The following is a 17,973-nucleotide window of genomic DNA, read 5'->3' on the forward strand; positions in this document are numbered from 1 at the left end:
CGATCGGACATGCGCTACCGTACGCTTGATCCGAAACTGATCATAGAGACCGCCGAACGGCTGGAGAGCCGCGTTGCAGAACGGTTTCCCAAGGCCGGGCTGCGCGGCGTTGCCGGCGAACTGGTGTCGCTGTCGCGCGATCTGGCCAAGGCGGCAAAGGCGCTCGAGGAGCCGATCTGGTGGCTGCGAGGCGTGATCGCCGCCGCCTTCATCGCCGGTGTGCTGGTGTTCCTGTTCGTCGGCACGATCCTGCCCCTGGACCGCATCTCCGGAAACGACGATGCCCTGCAATCGGTGCAAGGCATCGAGGCGTCGATCAACACCTGCATTCTCGCCGTGCTCGGCCTGCTGGCGCTGATCCGCACCGAGGAGCGCATCAAGCGCAAGAAGGTGTTTCGCCAGCTGCATGGCCTGCGCTCGCTGATCCATGTCATCGACATGCACCAGCTGACCAAGGATCCGGCCGCACTTTCGGCCAGTTTCAAGCCAACCTCGCACTCGCCGGCCCGCATCACCAATGCCGCCGACCTTGCCCGCTATCTGGATTATTGCTCGGAAATGCTGTCGATCACCGGCAAGATCGCCGCGCTCTTCGCCCAGTCGGTCAATGATGACGTCGTCATCGACGGCGTCAATGATATCGAGAATTTGAGCTCGAACCTGTCGCGCAAGATCTGGCAGAAGATCACGCTGATCGAGAGGCACCCGGCGGAGCAACCTGTTCCGGCGCCAGCCCGGGCGCGCCAAGCCGCGCCGCTTCCGCCGCGCGCACCAAAGCGTTAACGTTTTTCAAGAGCGGCGCCGGCGTCCCCGTTCTCTGGGCGAGGCCGAGCACCGCGCCTTGCAGTTCGCCGATCTCCGTCGGCCGGCCGCGCTGCAGATCGTCCCACATCGACGAGCGCGCCTCGGGGTCGATCGCCAGCATGCGCCGCGCCAGCAGTTTGAACAGCCAGTCCGGCAGCCGCAGCACTTTCGGCAGCAGCGCCGGCCGCAGTCCGGCGATCCGCGCTGGCACGATGCCGGAGGCTTTCATCGCCCGCAGCGCCTCGTCGATCTGGCCGGCCAGGATCAGCCGCCAGCGGCGATCGGCGAGTTCGCGCGCCAGCGGCAGGTCCGACAGCGCCACCAGCGCGTTGTTGAGGTTCATCAAAAGCTTGCCCCACAGCACGGCTTTCATGTCGCCATGTGTCTCGACCGCCAGCCCCTCGACATCAAGAAGACGGGCGACATCAAGAAGACCGGCAAGTCCGGCGCCGCCGTCCTCGATCATAACCTTGCCCTCGCTGGCGCGGTGGACGGGCAGCGGCAGCTCGCCGTCAGGCGATTGCACCACATTGAACGGCACCATGCCGGCCAGCACGGTTCGCTGGCCAGACCCGGCGCGCAGTCTGTCGGCATTGTCGACGCCGTTCTGCAGGCTGACCACCACCGCATCGGGGCGGGCATGGGCCTCGATCAGCGCTGCCATCTCCTGCGTGGCGCCGCTCTTGACGGTCACCAGGATCACATCCGCCTCAGGCAGCGCGACGGCGGGATCGGCGGTGATCCCGAGTGCGTCGGGCTTGACCAGGCGATCGCGGCCGTCAAGGTCGCTGACGCGCAATCCGTCCTGCCGCAGCGCCGCCTCGATGCGTGGCCGCGCCAGCAGGACAACCTGCCGCCCGGCGAGTGCCAGGCAACCGCCGACATAACAGCCGATGCTGCCGGCACCGGCGATGACGATCCGTTTTTCCCCGTCTGCCATGTCTTACTCCGCACCGGCCCGACTATACGACATGAAAACCATAATGTCGGCGGCATCGTCTGCCATTGGGCTGGCCCCCATGTCTGCCCGTGACAGGCCCTCAGCTTTCGACTATCGCTTTTGCCATGACGCTGCCGACCGACCCCGCCGCAAACCTCGCCGCCCTTATCCGTTGCGCCTCGGTGACTCCAGCCGAAGGCGGCGCGCTGGGCGCGCTGGAAACGATGCTGAAGCCGCTCGGCTTCCTGGTCGACCGGCCCGTCTTTTCGGAAGACGGCACGCCGGACATCGAGAACCTCTATGCGAGGCGGTCCGGCAACGGCCCGCATCTGATGTTCGCCGGCCATACCGATGTCGTGCCGGTCGGCGACGAAGCCGCCTGGACGCATCCGCCTTTCGCCGCCGAGATCGCCAATGGCGAGATGTATGGCCGTGGCGCCGTCGACATGAAGGGCGGCATTGCCTGCTTCGTCGCGGCGATAGCGCGCCATGTCGAGAACAATGGCGGCCCCAAGGGCTCGGTCTCGCTGCTGATCACCGGTGACGAGGAAGGCCCGGCCATCAACGGCACGGTCAAGCTGCTCGAATGGGCCGCTTCCAGGGGCGAGAAATGGGATGCCTCGATCGTTGGCGAGCCGACCAACCCGGACACGCTTGGCGACATGATCAAGATCGGCCGCCGCGGCTCGCTGTCCGGTTCGATCACGGTCAATGGCCGTCAGGGCCATGCCGCCTATCCGCAGCTTGCCGACAATCCGGTGCGCGGCTTGATGGGCCTGGTCGATGCCCTGCTGCATCCCGTCTTCGACAAGGGAACCAAGGATTTCCAACCGACCAATCTGGAGGTCACCTCCATCGATGTCGGCAACCCGGCCACCAATGTCATCCCCGCGAAGGCGACCGCGACCTTCAACATCCGCTTCAACGACACCTGGACGGCCGAGACCGTCCAGGCCGAAATCCACAACCGGCTCGACCAGGCGGCGAAGCGCAAGAAGTATCGGCCGGGCAAGAAGACACCGGTCGACTATGACCTCGTCTGGCGCGACCGGCCGAGCCATGTCTTCCTGACCCGCGACGACAAGTTGGTCGACACGCTTGCCGGCTCGATCAAGGCGGCGGTCGGCAAGGAGCCGACATTGTCCACTTCGGGCGGCACGTCGGATGCGCGCTTCATCAAGGATTACTGCCCGGTGGTCGAGTTCGGCCTGGTCGGCAAGACCATGCATATGGTCGACGAGCGCGTCGCCCTTGCCGATCTCGAAACGCTGACGCGGATCTACCAGCGCTTCATCGAAGACTGGTTCGGGCAGGGCTGAGCAGCATGCTTTCGGCGGATGAAACCCAAGCTTCGCTCACTGGTGCCTGGCGGCTGATGCTCGGCAAGGTCGACGGCCTGCGCCTGCTCGACCTGTCGGCCGACGGATTCTGGAATTCCTTCTTCGCCATCGTCGTTGCCGCGCCGGCGCTGATCGTCAGCTGGGTCGGCATCGCCAACCAGATCGGCGATCCCGACGCCTTCGTGGGCCGTTTCGGCATGCTGTTGCGCCTGGCGACGGTCGATATCGGTTCCTGGGTGCTGCCGTTGATCGCGCTCGCTTTGGTCGCGCCGCGCGCCGGCATTGGCGGGCGCTTCGTGCACTATGTCGTCGCCAGCAACTGGGCTTCCGCCATTACCGCCTGGCTGATGCTGCCCTCGGCGCTGATCCGGCTTTTCCTGTCGTCGGCAAGCCAGGTCTCGAGCCTTGTGTCGCTGCTGCTGTTTGCCCTGTCGATGGTGCTGACCTGGCGCATGACCAATGCCACGATCGGCAAGGGCGCGGCGGTCGGCACCGCCGTTTTCGTCGGCATGTTCATCGCTTCGCTGCTGGTGCTGTTCGGGCTGCAGATGCTGCTTGGCATCTCCGTGCCGGACGATATCGGGGCTCAAAGCCTTTCCGGACCGTTCCCGGGGTTAGAGCCTGCCGGGCTCTGAACAGAAGCCCCCCGACCCTATTCAGGGATAATCGACGCCGATGAGAAAAAGCCCGTCGGGCGGCGCCACCTGGCCGCAGGCGGCGCGGTCGCGCGCTTCGAGCGCCGCCTTGAGCTCGGCCTCGGTCCAGCCGCCATCGCCGACGCGCTTGAGCGAGCCGACCATGGAGCGCACCTGGTTGTGCAGGAAGGAACGGGCCGAAGCCCTCACCTCGATCATGTCGCCCGCCCGGCTAACATCGAGGCGTTCCAGCGTCCGAACCGGGCTGTTGGCCTGGCACTGGGTCGAACGGAAGGTGGTGAAGTCATGCCGGCCGAGCAGGAGTTTCGCGGCCTCGTGCATGGCGCCGGCATCGAGCCGCTTCGGCACCCACCACACCTTGCCCTTTTCCAGTGCCGCGGGCGCACGCCGGTTGAGGATGCGATAGAGATAGTGGCGCCCGGTGGCAGAGAAGCGGGCGTCGAAATCGTCCGGGACGATCGCCGCTTTCAGGATGGCGACATGCGCGCCGGCCGCCTGCAGATGGGCGTTGACGGCATCGCGCACCTTGTCGCCGGGCCATGGCTTGGCGAGGTCGACATGCGCCACCTGGGCGCTCGCATGCACGCCGGCATCGGTGCGGCCGGCGGCGCGCAACCGCACCGCCTCGCCGCAGAATTTCTCGATCGCCTGCTCGATCGCCTGCTGCACCGAAGGCTGGTCGGCCTGATGCTGCCAGCCGGCGAACAGGCTGCCGTCATATTCGATGTCGAGGCGAAAACGCGGCATTTGCGGCTAGAGCTCTCGCCTTGAGCAATTCCAGGAAAAGTGTGAAACGGTTTTCCGTCCGGAATTGCGTTAAAACAAAGAGGTAGAGCAGGTCACCGTTTCCATGAAACGGTGGACTGCTCTACGCGGCGAGAGCGGTGAAGGCGGAAGCGTAGACCAGCCTGCCGGCCTCCGGAGCGTCGCCCCAGGCCAGCGCCTGCAGCGCCTCGCCCTGGTATTCGCTCTCGAACTTCTCGGCCCGCGCATGGCTGTAGCCGAAACGGCCATAATAGGCCGGGTCGCCCAGCACCACCGCCAGCGTCTCGCCGGCATCCTTCAGCCGGATATGCGCCTCGCGGATCAGCGCGCCGCCTATGCCGCTGCCATGGAACGAAGGTTCCACCGCCAGCGGCGCCAGCGCCACCGCCGCGAAGCTCCTGCCGCCAGTCTGGACGAACAGCCGGGAAAACAGGATGTGGCCGACCGCCTGGCCGTCTTCTTCCGCCACCAGTTCGACGACGGCGTCGCCGCCGGTGACCAGCGCGTCGACCAGCCCGGCCTCCGCCTGCTGGCCGAAGGCGTGTTCCTCGACGAGGCGAATGGCCTCGCGATCCCGCGGCGTCGCCGCGCGTATCGACATCATGCTCATGAGAACTTCATTCCTTTTACGATCTTGGCTCCGCGCAGGAATTCCGACGCGGCGGCGGGCTTTCCGCCCGCACGTTGAACTTCGACCAGTCTGATCGCGCCTGCCCCGCAGGCGACCGTCAGCCGGTCATCGAGAATTCCTCCCGACTCGCCCAAATCTTCCGAAGGCGACAGGCCATCGGACAGCGTCGAGCGAAGCAGTTTCAGCCGTTCCATGCGGCCGCCAATGTCAATTTCGGACCAGGCGCCGGGAAAGGGCGACAGGCCACGAAGGTGGTTGTGGACCTCGGCCGCGGGCCGCGTCCAGTCCACGCGCGTCTCGGATTTATCGATTTTTCTGGCGTAAGTCACCCCTTCCGCCGCTTGCGCGGTAAATGTCAGGGTGTTCTTTGCCAGCCGCGCCAGCGCTTCCACCATCAGGGCAGCACCGACGCGCATCAACCGATCATGCAGATCGCCGGCTGTCATATCGGGGTCGATGGCGCATTTTTCAAGCAATCCCACCGGGCCGGTGTCGAGACCCTCTTCCATGCGCATAACCATCATGCCGCTTTCCAGGTCACCAGCCATGATGGCGCGCTGGATGGGGGCGGCACCGCGCCAGCGCGGCAGAAGCGATGCATGGCCGTTGATGCAGCCAAGCCGGGGTGCGTCGAGAATTACCTTCGGCAGCAGCAAACCATAGGCCACGACCACGGCGATATCGGCCCGCAGGGCGTTGAAAGCGGCCTGTTCGGCCTCGCCCTTGAGGGATGTCGGCGTCCGCACCTCGATGCCCAGCCGCTCGGCCTCGCGCTGCACCGGTGAAGGCGTCAACTCCAGTCCGCGCCGGCCGGCGGCGCGCGGCGGCTGCGTGTAGACGGCGGAAATCTCATGTCCGGCCTTGGCGATCGCGCGCAGCGTCGGCACCGAAAACTCCGGCGTGCCCATGAAGATGACGCGAAGGGGCATTTTCCCCTATCCCACCAGCTTGCCCGGCGCCTTGTCCTTGGCGAGCTTCTTGAACTTCTTCACCACCATGTCGCGCTTCAGCTTCGAGATGTGGTCGATGAACAGCACGCCGTTGAGATGATCGATCTCGTGCTGCAGGCAGGTCGCCATCAGTCCCTCGGCCTCCATCTCCTGCAATTTGCCGTCGCGGTCGAGATATTTCACGCGCACGGAAGCCGGGCGCTCCACCTCGGCGTAATAGTCGGGAATGGACAGGCAGCCTTCCTCGTAGACGGAGCGCGCCTCGGCGCTTTCCAGGATCTCCGGGTTGATGAAGACATGCGGCGCCGGCGTTTCGTCTTCCTTGGCGAGATCGATCACCAGCATGCGCAGCGGTTCGCCGATCTGGATTGCCGCCAGCCCGATGCCGGGCGCGTCATACATGGTCGCCAGCATGTCGTCGGCCAGTTTGCGCAAAGGCGCGTCGACGCGCTCCACCGGCTTGGAAACCTGGCGCAGGATGGGATCGGGAAGGATGATGAGTGGCTTGATCGGCATGGCGTCCCACGTAAGACGTCCAGCGAAAAGCGTCAACCGGTGGACCTGAGTATCGTTCACGTTTTGATCTGTGCCGGGCCACCGAATCGGCTATGCTGTCCACATGAATGATCTGAACACCATCCTTTCGCAGCCCGTCGCACGGCTTGGCGCGTCGACAATCACGCTCGGCCACGCGCTGGCCTTCGGCGCCTTGTTGTTTCTCGGCCTGTTCCTGGCGCTGGTCGTCGCGCTGTGGCGGTCGGCCAAGGCGCGCGCGGTCGCTGCCGCGGAAGCCGCCGACCATGCCCGCGACGCCGAGGCGCGGATGGCCGGCATCCTGCAAAGCCAAGCCGAGATGCAGGGCCGCATGGGCGCCATTGCCGAAGTGTTCGGCGCGCGCCAGGCGGAGTTGACGCAGTCGATCGGCCAGCGCCTCGACGCCATGACCGGCCGCATCGGCCAGACCATGACCGAACAGACCAAATCCACGCATGAGAGCCTGGCCAAACTGCAGGAGCGGCTGGCGATCATCGACACCGCGCAAGGCAACATCCAGTCGCTTGCCGGCCAGGTCGTGCAGTTGCAGGCCATCCTCTCCAACAAACAGACGCGCGGCGCCTTCGGCCAGTCGCGCATGGAGGCGATCGTCGCCGACGGCCTGCCGCATGGCGCCTATGAATTCCAGGCGACGCTGTCGAATGGCAGCCGGCCCGATTGCCTGGTGAAGATGCCGAACGGCGCGCCGTCACTGGCCATCGATGCCAAGTTTCCGCTGGAGGCCTGGAATGCCATCCGCGCCGCCGACGGCGCCGACCTGCAGAAAGTCGCGTCCCAGGCCTTCCGCCGCGACATCGAGATCCATGTCCGCGACATCTCGGAAAAATACCTGATCCAGGGCGAGACGCAGGACACCGCCTTCATGTTCGTGCCGTCGGAATCGGTGTTCGCCGAGATCCACGAGAATTTCGAGGCGATCGTCCACAAGGCGCACCGCGCCCGCGTCGTCATCGTCTCGCCGTCGCTGCTGATGCTGTCGATCCAGGTCATCCAGGCGATCCTCAAGGACGCCCGCATGCGCGAACAGGCGCATCTGATCCAGGGCGAGGTCATCCGGCTGATGGAGGATGTCGCGCGCGTCGACGAGCGCGTGCGCAAGCTGCAGGTGCATTTTGGCCAGTCGGCCAAGGACATTGACGATATCCTCGTCTCGACATCGAAAGTGACCAAGCGCGGCCAGAAGATCGAGGCGCTGGAGTTCGGTGCGCAGGCCGATGGCGATGCCGGCTCGGAGACGCCGTCACGGGCGCCGGCCGCGAAACTCGAGCCCGGCCCGCGCGTTGCCGATTCAAAGACCGGGCAGCTCAGGCTGCGGGTCGTCGAAGGCGACGACTAGGCCAACGCCACGATGACATGTGCCTGGATTTTGGCGGCAACAGCGCCGCTGCCATGTCTGGCCGCAATCGCGGATGCGGCGTAGTCCGTTGCCACGTCGAGTTTCCCGGGGTCCCTGGCCTCGATTTCGGTGCGAAGCACGGTTCCCTGGCAATAGGCGACGGCCGGAATGCGCGGCGAAGGGGCACGGCTTTGTTCGGCTCTCGTCTCGATCGCCACATCGGAGAAACCGGCCTCTTCCAGCTCGCCGCGGATCAATGCCGTATCGTGATAGCCATGCGGTGTGCGGGCGAGAAAGCGCGGCGGATCGTTCGGGAAAATCCTGGCCAGCGCATTGGTCACATCATCGGCGAAGATATTCTCCTCGATGCGGTCCCATACGTTGAACAGGAAATGTCCGCCGGGCTTCAGCACCCGCCTGGCCTCGCGGTAGGCGGATGGACGGCTGGGAAAGAACATCGCGCCGAACTGGCAGCAAACCAGATCGAAGGCCGCGTCCTCGAACGGCAGCGCGAGCGCATCGGCCTGGCGCCAATGGACGCGAGCGTCGGGAGCTTGTCGCGAAGCGGCATAGTCGAGCATCGGCTGGTTGAGGTCGGTCACGACATAGATTGCGTCAGGGGATAGTTTTGGCGCCAAGACGCGGGTGACGACCCCGGTGCCGGCGGCGACTTCCAGCACGGCTTGGGGCGAGAAGGACGCTGCCCGCCGTGCAAGGTCCACGGCGAACGGCTCGAAAATCAACGGCACCATATAGCGGTCGTAGTTTTCCGGGATCGAGCCGGCAAACAGTTTGTCCGCTTCCAACATCGCTATCGCCCGCCCTTGATGGTGAGCGAAGCTAGCATAGAATTGCTTGTCCTGGGCGGCTTTCGACCGAGAGGCCGGCGCTACTGCTCCTCCACGATGCTTATGCCCTCGAATTTCGGAAGCCAGTGCAGGGCCGACCGGTGCCACTTCTGTTGCGTTGGCACCAGATCCTCGCGTTGCCGCGCGGTGCCTGCTCTGATTCCATAGACCTTCGGGCCATCGCCAACAGACGTCGCGTAAAGATGCGAACCGCACTCGCCGCAGAAGGCCTGGGCGCGCTTGGCGCCGCTCGATCCGGTCTTGATATAGACTTTTGGCGTGCCCCTGGTGATCCGGTAGTGATCCTCGGGCGCGGGAACAGTGACGCGAAAGGCCGTGCCGGTCAGCTGCTGGCAGTCCGTGCAGTGGCAGATCGAGGTCTTTTCCGGGTCGACCTCAGCTTCGTAAGTGATGGCGCCGCAATGGCACCCGCCGTCGATCTTCATGGTCGTTCCTCCGAAATCCGTAGCCTGATCTTAGCAAGGCAATGCGCCAGGGCAACGGTGCAGCGCTGGTCCAGGACTAGCTGGACTCGGCTTCGACCAGCTTGCGCCGCTGCTCCCAGGTGCCCGTGGTCTGCGGCTTGACGAACAGCCGCGAGATCTCCGGCATCTCCTTCTTCAGTCGTGCCTCCAGGCGCTCGACACAGGCTTCGATCTCCGGCGCGGTCAGATGGTCCTCGAACTCGATACTGAGCCCGGCAACGATCTCCCGCGGTCCCATGTGGACGGTCAGGACACCGTTCGCGCGCTGCACCGCCGAATCCTGCTGCACGATCGCCAGCACCTTTTTCTGCACTTCGGGCGAAGCCGGCTCGCCGATGAGCAGCCCCTTGCTTTCGCGGGCGAGGAAAATCGCCGTGGCGCCGAGGATGAACGCGATGCCGATCGAGGCGGCACCGTCGAGTTCCGGCATCTCCAGCAGCTCCGCCGCCAATATGCCGGCAAAGGCGACGATCAGGCCGAGAAGCGCCGCACTGTCCTCGAACAGCACGGTATAGACGCTCGGGTCCTTGCTCGACTGCAGGGCCTGCAGCCAGCTCTGTCTGCCTTTCTCTCGGCGGAATTCCTTCAGCGCCACCAGCCAGGAGCTGCCTTCGAAGAGGAAGGACAGGCCCAGAACGATATAGTTGACCTTGACGTTGGCGACAGGCTCCGGCGCTATGATGTGGATGATGCCCTCGTAGAGCGACACGCCGGCGCCCAGCGCGAACACCAGGAGGGCAACGATGAAGCTCCAGAAATAGAGTTCGCGGCCATGGCCGAGCGGATGCGTCCGGTCGGCCGGGCGCGCGGCACGGTGCATGCCGTAGAGCAGCAGGCCGCCATTGCCGGTATCGACCAGCGAATGCACACCTTCCGACAGCATCGCCGAGCTGCCGGTGAAGAAAGCGGCGGCGAATTTGGTCAGCGCGATCGCCAGATTGCCGGCGAGCGCCGCATAGATGACCGTTTTGGAGCCGCCGTGCCCGGCCATGCGGTTTGGTCCTCGTTCAACGTGCCCCGTGTAACGGCCGGACGGCCGCGGCTCCACCATAACGCGCCAACTGCCGGGTCGTTCAAGACGCGATTTGTTTGGGACCGGCCGGCGGGAGACGGCGACTATTCGACGATCTCGTCGGTCCACACCCTGAAGCCAGCCAGTGTCCCCGGTCCGAAAATATGGGTCAGCGGCACATCCGCCGCGTCGCGCCCGGAAGCGATCAGGATGCGGCCGATGCGCGGCGCATTGTTGCGCGGGTCGAAGACGTGCCAGCGGCCGCCGAGATAGACTTCCATCCAAGCGGCGAAATCCATGTCCGACCAGGGCTTCGGCATGCCGATATCGCTGATGTAGCCGGTGCAGTAGCGCGTCGGGATGTTGAGCGCCCGGCAGAAGGTGACGGCAAGATGCGCGAAGTCGCGGCACACGCCGCTCTGTTCACGATAGGCTTCCGCCGCGGTGCGCGTCGGCCGCGCATTGCTGTAGTTGAAGACGATGTGGTTGTGGACGAAGTCGCACACCGCCTGCACGCGCGCAATGCCAAGCGGCGTATGGCCGAACAGCCGCCAGGCTTCGCTGGCCAACAGGTCGCTCTCGCAAAACCGGCTGGGGAGCAGGAACAGCAGCGTTTCCGCCGGCAGGTCGCGCACCTCGTGCTGCCAGGCCATCGGCTCGCCCATCTCGAATGTGCCGGGGTCTCGGATCACCGCATCCGTACCGAAGGTGAACCGCCCGGGCGGCGCGACGAAGCGGTTGCACCAATTGCCGAAACTGTCGCGATAACCCTCAACCGGAACTGGCGGGCTGGAGGTCAGGAAATCCGGCCGCTCGAGGTCGGAGGCGCGCGAATAGTGGACATTGAGCATCGCGATGAGCGGCGTTTCCTGCGGGAAGTCGAAGCTCATCTCGCAGCCGATGTGGATCCGCATTGTCGTCCTGACCGGCCTGCCCGACGATCACCCGGCGAAGGCGCGGGTCGATGCTGCAGTGCGAAGATGAGAATGGCACGGACGGCCATGGTTTACGAGCAAATTAGAAACCGGTTGAAAGCAGTCGGCCTGCGGTTACGACAGATACTGCCCTCTTGCAGCAAAGCGTTTCTCTTGTTTCACTTCATCCCCCGCAACAGGAGGAACGAATCATGGCTAAAGGCGCGATGAAGGCAGGCAAGGAAGCCCGCAAGCCGAAGAAGGATGCCAAGAAGCCGGCGCCCGCTCCCGCCCTGAAGGCGCCGCCGGTCAAGGCGATGCGCATCAAGGAAAAGTAGGCCTCGGCAAGTCAGGCGCGGCGAATCCCACCGGCGGCGTCAGACAAGGCCGCCGGGTTGATCGGGCGTTTCGGACAACCTACTTCCATGGCGCGGGGACGACCCCGCGCCTCCCCAAGAATTCGGTCGGGACGACCCGCCATAATGATCGGCATCTGAGGATCGGATCCAGTCTCCGGCCCGATGCTGGATGGAGCGTTCCGATGTCCTGGACTTTTCTATTCTTCGCCGGCCTCTTCGAAATCGGCTGGGCGATCGGCCTCAAATACACTGACGGATTTACCAGGCTGGTTCCGACCGTGCTCACGGTCGCCTCGATGATCGTCAGTCTTACCTTGCTCGGCCTGGCGCTGAAGGCGCTTCCCGTCGGCACCGCCTATGCGGTGTGGACCGGCATCGGCACGGTCGGCACGGCCCTGCTCGGCATCTGGCTGCTCGGCGAGCCCGCCACCGCGATCCGGCTTGCCTGCATCGCGCTTATCGTCTGCGGCATTATGGGGTTGAAGTTCGCGGCCTGAGCGGAAGTCGTCCAAAAAAGCAAAAGCGCCGCACAAACACCTTCAGGGCCGCTGCAAGGCGACCCTGATTCAATGTTCGAACTTGGCTGCGCCGAGGCTGCTAGCGGGCGGAGAAGCCCGGAGGAGCCCTGCCGGTCCGTGCCTTGCGCGCCGCATAGCGTGCGTCGCGCTTGGCCTTGCGCTCGGCCTCGTCGGCGAGCAGGCGGGCAATGCGCTCGGTCTCTTCGGCTTCCCGAATTTTGGCCTCGGCCTGGGCTGCCTCTTCGGCGGCGATGCGTGCCGCTTCGGCTGCTGCCTCGCGCTCGGCCTTCTCGGCGGCTTCGCGTGCCAGCTTTTCCTGCTTCAGCCTCGCCTTCTCGGCTTCGCGGATCTCACGAGCCTGGAGGATTGCCTTGCGTTCGGCCTGTCGTGCCAGCACCGCAGGATCATCTGCCGCCGGCTTTGACTTGAAGCGCTCCAGAAGCGCCTTCTTTGCCTCGTTCGCGGCATTGCGCCGCTCGAAAATGTCTTTTTCCCTGTAGATAGCCAAGTCCACTTCCCTGAAGTCAATTCGCGAGGCTTACATACGCGCGAATGCCGAGAGTTCAAGCGCCAAAACGGTATGCCAGCCATGAAATTGCGTGATGTTGCAGCCGGGAGACGCCTTTTCCCGACCAAACCGACATGCACTGTTCACCGTCCACGCCTCTGGCGGCAAGACAGTTCGCTCGCTACGTCTAGCTGCAAAGCCCAACACCAGGATGACATCAAATGGAACTCGGACTCTACACTTTCGCCGACGTCAGCCCGCAGCCCGGCCCGGGCGCCATCGGGCCGCATGAGCGCTTGCGCAACCTGATCGAGGAGGTCGAACTCGCCGACCAGGTCGGTCTCGACGTCTTCGGTCTCGGCGAGCATCACCGGCCCGATTATGCCGCCTCCGCGCCGGTCGTGGCGCTCGCCGCCGCCGCCGAGCGCTCGAAGCGCATCAAGCTGACCAGTGCGGTCACCGTGCTCTCTTCGGACGATCCGGTGCGCGTCTTCCAGCAGTTTGCCACGCTCGATCTTCTCTCGGGCGGCCGTGCCGAGATCATGGCCGGGCGCGGTTCGTTCATCGAATCCTTCCCGCTGTTCGGCTACAATCTGGAAGACTATGACGAGCTCTTCGCCGAAAAGCTCGACCTGCTGCTCGCCATCCGTGACAGCGTCAAGGTCACCTGGTCCGGCAATCTGCGCGCGCCGATCAATGATCGCGGCGTCTATCCCCGGCCCTTCCAGGACAGGCTGCCGGTCTGGATCGCGATTGGTGGGACGCCGCAGTCCGCCGCCCGCGCGGGTGCGCTCGGTCTGCCGCTGGCGCTTGCCATCATCGGCGGCGAGCCGGCCCGCTTCGCGCCGCTGTTCGACCTCTACCGCGAGGCCGCCAGGCGCGCCGGCAGCGATCCGACGGGTCTCGCCACCAGCATCAACGTGCACGGCTTCATCGCAGAGACGACCGAACAGGCGGCCGACGATTTCTACGGCCCGCAGGCCGAGGTGATGAACCGCATCGGCCGCGAGCGTGGCTGGGGCCCGACATCGCGGGCGCATTTCGACCAGTCGCGTGGTCCCAACGGCGCCCTGTTCGTCGGCAGTCCCGAGCAGGTAGCAGAGAAGATCGTCGCCCAGCACAGGATCTTCAACAATGACCGCTTCCTGCTGCAGATGGCGATCGGCACCATGCCGCACGCCAAGATCATGAAGGCGATCGAACTCTACGGCACCAAAGTGGCGCCGATCGTGCGCAAGGAGACGGCGAAGTCCGCGCCCGCGGTGGCAGCGCCCGTCGCATAGCTACCCGCGGCCATGCCGGCTAAAGGAACCTTGCTGGCGCGCCGGCGTTTTCGTCAACGGATTGCACCAGTCGCGGTGCACCGCTGAGGGTCCATGATGAAAGCCGAACCCGCCGCTACGGGCGCAGGCGTTGCCGAAAGCCCGGATCCGCGCGTTGAGGCCCGCGCGGACACGCATTTGATGCGCTCGCTGCTGGTCGGCATCTTCATCTTCATGACGGTCTATGCGCTCTATTTCGGCCGCGCCTTCTTCATGCCCGTCATCCTGGCTTTCCTGCTGGCGCTGACATTGACGCCGATCGTCCGGCTGCTGCGCAAGCGCGGCATTCCCGAAGTGGTTTCGGCGACGCTCCTGGTGCTTTTGTCCATCTGTGTGCTCGCCATCGCCGGCTATTTGCTCTCAGGTCCGGTCATCGACCTCCTCAACAACACCTCGTCGATCGGCCAGCAGCTCACCGAACGGCTGGCGCAATTGCGGCGTCCGCTGGAAAAGATCATGCAGGTCTCGCATCAGGTCGAACAGATGACCGAGACTTCGCAGGAGCCTGGCGTCCAGAAGGTGGCCGTCGCCCAATCCGGCATCTTGTCGTCGGCCGCCAGCAACATCCTGTCGGCGGGAACAAGCCTCACCATCATCTTCGTGCTGTCGCTGTTCCTGCTTGCCTCGGGCACGATGTTCTACGAGAAGATCATCCAGTCCTTCGCCAGCCTCAGCGAGAAGAAGCGGGCGCTGCGCGTCGTCTATGACGTCGAGCGCGAGATCTCGCACTATCTGCTCACCGTCACCATCATCAATGCGGGTCTCGGCACCGTCATCGGCCTTGGCCTCTGGGCGCTCGGCATGCCCAACCCGCTGGTCTGGGGTGTCGCCGCGGCATTGTTCAACTTCCTGCCCTATGTCGGCGCACTGCTGACCATTGTGCTGGTCGCGGTGATGGCGCTGATCAGCTTCGACACCATTTCCTATGCGCTTCTGGCGCCGGCCTTCGTGCTTTTGTGCGATGTCGTCGAAGGCCAGTTCGTGACACCGATGGTGGTCGGCAGGCGTCTCGAGATCAATGCGGTGGCGATCTTCATCGCCATTGCCTTCTGGTCGTGGCTGTGGGGGTTCGTCGGCGCGCTGATGGCGGTGCCGCTGCTGGTCGTGATCAAGGTGTTCTGCGACCATTTCGAAGGGCTTGGCCATGTCGGCAATTTCCTCGCCGCGCAGCAAACCGCCGTGGTGGAGGACGAACCCGTCGACGACAACGGCAAGGCGGCGGCATAGCGCGCTCGCCGTGTTTGCGGCGGCCGCGTCGAATGCCTATATCCGGCCGATCGATGCCCGGTGCCTTCCTTATGAACGATGCTCCTCCCTTCGACCTCGACGCCTATCTCGCTCGCATCGGTTACACCGGTCCGCGCAACGCGTCGCTGGATACGCTGAAGGCGCTGCATTTCGCGCATCCGCAGGCGATCCCCTTCGAGAACATCGATCCGTTTCTTGGTCGCCCGGTCCGGCTCGACCTTGCCGCGCTGCAGGACAAGATCGTCCTTGGCGGGCGCGGTGGCTACTGCTTCGAACATAACCTGCTCTTCATGCATGCGCTGAAGGCGCTTGGTTTCGAGGTCGGCGGGTTGGCCGCGCGTGTGCTCTGGGGCCAGAGCGAGGACGCCATCACCGCGCGCAGCCACATGCTTTTGCGCGTCGAGCTCGACGGCCGGACCTACATCGCCGATGTCGGCTTCGGCGGCCTGACCCTGACCGCGCCGCTGCTGCTGGAACCGGGCCGCGAACAGAAAACCCCGCACGAGCCTTTCCGCATCGTCGAGGCCGACGATCATTTCCGCCTGCAGGCCGCCATCGGCGGCGACTGGCGCTCGCTCTACCGCTTCGACCTGCAGCCGCAATACGAAGTCGATTACTCCGTCACCAATTACTTCCTGTCGACCAGCCCGACATCGCATTTCCTCTCCTCCGTCATCGCGGCACGCGCCGCGCCGGACCGGCGCTACGCGCTGCGGGGAAACCGCTTGTCGATCCATCACCTTGGCGGCCGCACCGAGCAGACAGAGATAGCCACCGCCGCCGACCTTGCCGACACGCTGCAAGGCCTGCTCGGCATCATCATTCCCGACCGCACGGCTTTCGAGGCCAAGGTGCGTGAGACGAAGATCGTGGAGACCAACGCATGACCGAACTGTCCGTTCTCGACCTGTCGCCAATCGTCGAAGGCAGCAATGCATCGCAGTCGCTGGCCAACTCGCTCGATCTTGCCCGCCATGCCGAGCGGCTGGGCTACAAGCGCTACTGGCTGGCCGAGCACCACAACATGCCGGGCATTGCCAGCGCCGCCACATCCGTGGTCATCGCCCATGTTGCCGGCGGCACCAAAACCATCCGCGTCGGCGCCGGCGGCATCATGCTGCCCAACCATGCGCCGCTGGTCATCGCCGAGCAATTCGGCACGCTGGCCGCCTTGTTTCCGGGCCGCATCGATCTCGGTCTCGGCAGGGCTCCCGGCACCGACATGAACACCGCGCGCGCCTTGCGGCGCAACCTCGAGGCCGGCGCTGACAGTTTCCCGCAGGATGTCGTCGAGCTGATGGGCTATTTCCTGCCCGCGGAGGAAGGCCAGCGCTTGCGCGCCGTGCCTGGCGAGGGCCAGACCGTGCCGATCTGGATTCTTGGCTCCAGCCTCTATGGCGCGCAGCTCGCCGCCATGCTCGGCCTGCCCTATGCCTTCGCCTCGCATTTCGCCCGCAGAGCTCGATCATGCGCTGGACATCTACCGCTCGCGCTTCCAGCCGTCGGAACAGCTCGACAGGCCGCATGTGATGCTCGGCCTCAACGTCTTTGCCGCGCCCACCGATGCCGAGGCGCGTCTGCTGTTCACCTCGCTGCAGCAGGCCTTCGTCAATCTGCGCACCGGCCGTCCCGGACGATTGCCGCCGCCGGTCGAGAATTATGACCGCGATCTCGACCCGATGGCCAAGACCATGCTCGGACAGGCGCTGTCCTGCGCCGTCGTTGGCTCTCCCGAAACCGTCCGCCAGGGCATCGATGCCTTCGTGCGCCGCACCGGCGCCGACGAGCTGATGGTCACCGCACAGATCTTTGATCATGCGGCGCGGGTGCGGTCATTCGAGATCCTGGCTGACGCTCACAAATCGTTGTCGCAGGCGGCCTGACATTTATCCGCCAGGTGCTTTTGCCGGCAGCGATGCTCTGCTAAGTGCGGGCGCATCCCCAGGCAAGAGCGAGCCTTCCCGTGACCCATGATCTTGACGCCCGCACGCAGTTTGCCATCGACCTGGCGCGGCGGGCCGGCGAACTCGGGCTCGAATATTTCCGCGATCTGGAAAGCCTGACCATCGAGAGCAAGGGCCATCAGGACCTGGTCTCGCAAGCCGACCGCGAGGTCGAGCTGTTCATCCGCGCGGCGATCGCCAAGGACTATCCGCGGGACGGCATCGTCGGCGAGGAACATGCCTCGGTCGCCAGCTCGACCGGCCATGTCTGGGTCATCGATCCCATCGACGGCACCGCCAATTTCGTGCGCGGCATTCCGGCTTGGTGCGTGGTGATCGCTTGCGCAAGGGATGGGGAGACGGTCGTCGGCGTCATTCACGAACCGTCGACCGGCGAGACGTTCCACGGCAGGCGCGGCGGCGGCGCCTTCATCGACGGCAGGCCGATCAAGGCAAGTGCGGCGACCAGCCTGGAAGAAGGCTCGGTGGGGACCGGATTCTCGAACCGGGCCGAGGCCGAGAACATCGCCGTGCTGATCAAGAAGCTCCTCGCCGAAGGCGGCGTCTTCTTCCGCAACGCCTCCGGCGCCCTGATGCTGGCCTATGTGGCCTCGGGCCGGCTGCTTGGCTATGTGGAAGAACACATGAACGCCTGGGACTGCCTGGCCGGCATGCTGCTGATCGAGGAAGCCGGCGGCACCGTCCTGAAGGCGGATCCCAACACGGTGCTGCAGAACGGCACGCAGGTCATCACCGGTGGCAAGGGTGTCTTTTCGAAGCTGCAGGCGCTTTGCTCCGGGGTGTTCAGGCCCTGATTGCGATCCAGACAACAGACATCG

At 64.8% G+C, this 17,973-nt stretch carries 20 protein-coding genes and 1 pseudogene; 11 read left to right on the top strand and 10 right to left on the bottom strand.

All coding sequences use genetic code 11. The annotated features are described in order from the left end of the window. The first annotated feature begins 9 nt into the window (after positions 1 to 9). Positions 10 to 783 (top strand): hypothetical protein, encoded by a 774-nt coding sequence (locus MAFF_RS19935; protein ID WP_044548661.1) that lies wholly within the window; start codon positions 10 to 12, stop codon positions 781 to 783. On the opposite strand, the gene MAFF_RS37845 is transcribed toward MAFF_RS19935, so the two are convergent. Continuing rightward, on the bottom strand, positions 686 to 1,744 hold the full coding sequence (locus MAFF_RS37845) for a 2-dehydropantoate 2-reductase (RefSeq protein WP_010912754.1): 1,059 nt from the start codon (positions 1,742 to 1,744) through the stop codon (positions 686 to 688). The genes MAFF_RS19935 and MAFF_RS37845 overlap by 98 nt on opposite strands. Before the next feature lie 125 nt (positions 1,745 to 1,869). On the opposite strand from MAFF_RS37845, the gene dapE reads away from it, so the two are divergent. Continuing rightward, positions 1,870 to 3,063 (top strand): succinyl-diaminopimelate desuccinylase, encoded by a 1,194-nt coding sequence (gene dapE / locus MAFF_RS19945; RefSeq protein WP_010912755.1) that lies wholly within the window; start codon positions 1,870 to 1,872, stop codon positions 3,061 to 3,063. 5 nt (positions 3,064 to 3,068) lie between these two features. Continuing rightward, complete coding sequence (locus tag MAFF_RS19950; protein ID WP_010912756.1) at positions 3,069 to 3,719, top strand: hypothetical protein; 651 nt, start codon at positions 3,069 to 3,071, stop codon at positions 3,717 to 3,719. 21 nt (positions 3,720 to 3,740) lie between these two features. On the opposite strand, the gene truA is transcribed toward MAFF_RS19950, so the two are convergent. From truA to def, 4 genes are all read right to left on the bottom strand, one after another. Further along, positions 3,741 to 4,487 carry a tRNA pseudouridine(38-40) synthase TruA gene (gene truA / locus MAFF_RS19955; protein ID WP_010912757.1) on the bottom strand — a complete coding sequence of 249 codons (747 nt, stop codon included), beginning with the start codon at positions 4,485 to 4,487 and terminating at the stop codon, positions 3,741 to 3,743. Between the two features lie 121 nt (positions 4,488 to 4,608). Beyond that, positions 4,609 to 5,115: a GNAT family N-acetyltransferase gene (locus MAFF_RS19960; RefSeq protein WP_010912758.1), complete on the bottom strand. Its 507-nt coding sequence runs from the start codon at positions 5,113 to 5,115 to the stop codon at positions 4,609 to 4,611. Continuing rightward, complete coding sequence (gene fmt, locus MAFF_RS19965) at positions 5,112 to 6,065, bottom strand: methionyl-tRNA formyltransferase (RefSeq protein ID WP_010912759.1); 954 nt, start codon at positions 6,063 to 6,065, stop codon at positions 5,112 to 5,114. Before fmt ends, MAFF_RS19960 begins: the two co-directional genes overlap by 4 nt. Positions 6,066 to 6,071: 6 nt before the next feature. Then, positions 6,072 to 6,602: a peptide deformylase gene (def, locus tag MAFF_RS19970; protein WP_010912760.1), complete on the bottom strand. Its 531-nt coding sequence runs from the start codon at positions 6,600 to 6,602 to the stop codon at positions 6,072 to 6,074. A 103-nt stretch (positions 6,603 to 6,705) separates the two neighbouring features. Between def and MAFF_RS19975 the strand changes: the two genes are divergently transcribed. Next, positions 6,706 to 7,977, top strand: coding sequence for a DNA recombination protein RmuC (locus MAFF_RS19975; protein ID WP_032932506.1), 1,272 nt, complete (start codon positions 6,706 to 6,708; stop codon positions 7,975 to 7,977). On the opposite strand, the gene MAFF_RS19980 is transcribed toward MAFF_RS19975, so the two are convergent. The 4 genes from MAFF_RS19980 to MAFF_RS19995 form a co-directional block, all read right to left on the bottom strand. Further along, complete coding sequence (locus MAFF_RS19980) at positions 7,974 to 8,786, bottom strand: class I SAM-dependent methyltransferase (protein ID WP_010912762.1); 813 nt, start codon at positions 8,784 to 8,786, stop codon at positions 7,974 to 7,976. The genes MAFF_RS19975 and MAFF_RS19980 overlap by 4 nt on opposite strands. Positions 8,787 to 8,866: 80 nt before the next feature. Then, entirely contained in the window at positions 8,867 to 9,271 is a 405-nt protein-coding gene (locus tag MAFF_RS19985) for a GFA family protein (protein WP_010912763.1), read from the bottom strand. A 76-nt stretch (positions 9,272 to 9,347) separates the two neighbouring features. Then, positions 9,348 to 10,301 carry a cation diffusion facilitator family transporter gene (locus MAFF_RS19990; protein ID WP_010912764.1) on the bottom strand — a complete coding sequence of 318 codons (954 nt, stop codon included), beginning with the start codon at positions 10,299 to 10,301 and terminating at the stop codon, positions 9,348 to 9,350. A gap of 125 nt (positions 10,302 to 10,426) precedes the next feature. Continuing rightward, the gene (locus MAFF_RS19995; RefSeq protein ID WP_010912765.1) at positions 10,427 to 11,236 is read right to left on the bottom strand and encodes a transglutaminase-like domain-containing protein; all 810 of its coding nucleotides are present in this window, start codon (positions 11,234 to 11,236) and stop codon (positions 10,427 to 10,429) included. A 212-nt stretch (positions 11,237 to 11,448) separates the two neighbouring features. On the opposite strand from MAFF_RS19995, the gene MAFF_RS41180 reads away from it, so the two are divergent. Together MAFF_RS41180 and sugE are read left to right on the top strand one after the other, a co-directional pair. Then, complete coding sequence (locus MAFF_RS41180; protein ID WP_013891842.1) at positions 11,449 to 11,574, top strand: hypothetical protein; 126 nt, start codon at positions 11,449 to 11,451, stop codon at positions 11,572 to 11,574. Between the two features lie 203 nt (positions 11,575 to 11,777). Then, a complete protein-coding gene (gene sugE / locus MAFF_RS20000) occupies positions 11,778 to 12,092 on the top strand; it encodes a quaternary ammonium compound efflux SMR transporter SugE (RefSeq protein ID WP_010912766.1) in 315 nt (104 codons plus the stop codon). A 100-nt stretch (positions 12,093 to 12,192) separates the two neighbouring features. On the opposite strand, the gene MAFF_RS20005 is transcribed toward sugE, so the two are convergent. Beyond that, positions 12,193 to 12,621 (bottom strand): DUF6481 family protein, encoded by a 429-nt coding sequence (locus MAFF_RS20005; RefSeq protein WP_027047610.1) that lies wholly within the window; start codon positions 12,619 to 12,621, stop codon positions 12,193 to 12,195. 221 nt (positions 12,622 to 12,842) lie between these two features. On the opposite strand from MAFF_RS20005, the gene MAFF_RS20010 reads away from it, so the two are divergent. The 5 genes and pseudogenes from MAFF_RS20010 to MAFF_RS20030 all read left to right on the top strand — a co-directional run bounded on the left by MAFF_RS20010 (position 12,843) and on the right by MAFF_RS20030 (position 17,949). Further along, positions 12,843 to 13,904, top strand: a complete 1,062-nt coding sequence (locus MAFF_RS20010) for an LLM class flavin-dependent oxidoreductase (RefSeq protein WP_010912768.1) — start codon at positions 12,843 to 12,845, stop codon at positions 13,902 to 13,904. A 96-nt stretch (positions 13,905 to 14,000) separates the two neighbouring features. Then, positions 14,001 to 15,170: an AI-2E family transporter gene (locus MAFF_RS20015; protein ID WP_032933935.1), complete on the top strand. Its 1,170-nt coding sequence runs from the start codon at positions 14,001 to 14,003 to the stop codon at positions 15,168 to 15,170. Positions 15,171 to 15,241: 71 nt separating this feature from the next. Continuing rightward, positions 15,242 to 16,078, top strand: a complete 837-nt coding sequence (locus MAFF_RS20020; RefSeq protein ID WP_010912770.1) for an arylamine N-acetyltransferase family protein — start codon at positions 15,242 to 15,244, stop codon at positions 16,076 to 16,078. Continuing rightward, positions 16,075 to 17,074: pseudogene (locus MAFF_RS20025) on the top strand (LLM class flavin-dependent oxidoreductase). Before MAFF_RS20020 ends, MAFF_RS20025 begins: the two are co-directional and overlap by 4 nt. An 80-nt stretch (positions 17,075 to 17,154) precedes the next feature. Further along, complete coding sequence (locus MAFF_RS20030; RefSeq protein WP_010912773.1) at positions 17,155 to 17,949, top strand: inositol monophosphatase family protein; 795 nt, start codon at positions 17,155 to 17,157, stop codon at positions 17,947 to 17,949. Positions 17,950 to 17,973 lie beyond the last annotated feature (24 nt).

The sequence above is a fragment of the Mesorhizobium japonicum MAFF 303099 genome (assembly GCF_000009625.1).
Lineage (GTDB): Bacteria > Pseudomonadota > Alphaproteobacteria > Rhizobiales > Rhizobiaceae > Mesorhizobium > Mesorhizobium japonicum.